Origin of the sequence: Bartonella sp. MU70NMGDW (genome assembly GCF_042194085.1) — a bacterium.
GTDB lineage: Bacteria > Pseudomonadota > Alphaproteobacteria > Rhizobiales > Rhizobiaceae > Bartonella > Bartonella grahamii.
Genome location: NZ_JBHIMK010000420.1, coordinates 1 through 999, shown reverse-complemented (window position 1 = coordinate 999; position 999 = coordinate 1). Strand labels below are relative to the sequence as shown.

Genomic DNA, 999 nt, shown 5'->3' with positions numbered 1-999 from the left:
TCTTATCTTCATTTATATTTGTGGGATTCCACCCAATAACTGAAGAAAGCAACTTCTTTTCAACTGCTAAATATTCTCCTTCAACAATTGCAATAGAGCTTTGAAGAATCTTTCTTTGTTCATCCGCTATTGCTTGTGGTATTTTTGCTGTTATAAATTGATGTTCTAGTGTTTCGGTAGCCCGCTTATAAATCCGCTTACGCACTTGTGATGTAACATTATTTTGTGCATTAATTGTCTTTTTTAAGATTCCAACGAAATCTACCATTTCCTTTATAATCTCTCTTAAACTGAGAAAAAACAACAGTAAAGCCAAAAAACTTTATTTTAGCCTTCTAAATTTATTGCCATTTAATATTGGTACAACTATCGCAATAATGTAAAATGAATATGAAAAATAAACAATGCTATTTCGCACCTTTTTCTCACGTGCTCCTAAAAACTTTTTTTGTAAAAAGATAAAAAAACGAACAAAGAACATATATAGAAATCTAAAAACAATAATCAATTAACAAAGGGATCCGTAATAAGAATAGTATCTTCACGCTCTGGACTTGTGGATAATAAAGCCACTTTTGTGTTAATCAGTTCTTCAATATAGCGTATATATTTAACAGCCTGTATTGGTAAATCTTCCCACCTCAATGCATGGGCTGTTTTTTCCTTCCAACCTTCTAATGTTGCATAAATAGGCTTCACCCGATCCTGAGCTCCCATGGAAGAAGGTAAATAATCAATCCTTTTACCATCAAGCTCATAACCAATACAAATTTTTATTTCATCCAAACCATCTAAAACATCAAGTTTTGTCAACGCTATACCTTGAACACCGCAAATTGTTACCATCTGACGGACTAAGACAGCATCAAACCAACCACATCGACGCTTTCTCCCCGTTACAACACCAAATTCATGCCCACGTACTCCCAGAAATTCACCAATATCATTTATCTGCTCTGTAGGAAAAGGCCCTTCTCCAACACGTGTGGTATACGCTTT

Annotated in this window: 1 protein-coding gene and 1 pseudogene; both read right to left on the bottom strand. The window is 34.4% G+C overall.

The window, feature by feature from the left end; translation table 11 throughout:
* Positions 1–268 (bottom strand): annotated as a pseudogene (locus ACFIKE_RS11375) (hypothetical protein); the annotation flags it as partial.
* Between the two features lie 236 nt (positions 269–504).
* Positions 505–999: adenylosuccinate synthetase (locus ACFIKE_RS11370; RefSeq protein ID WP_375650052.1), on the bottom strand; the 495-nt coding region annotated here is incomplete at its 5' end.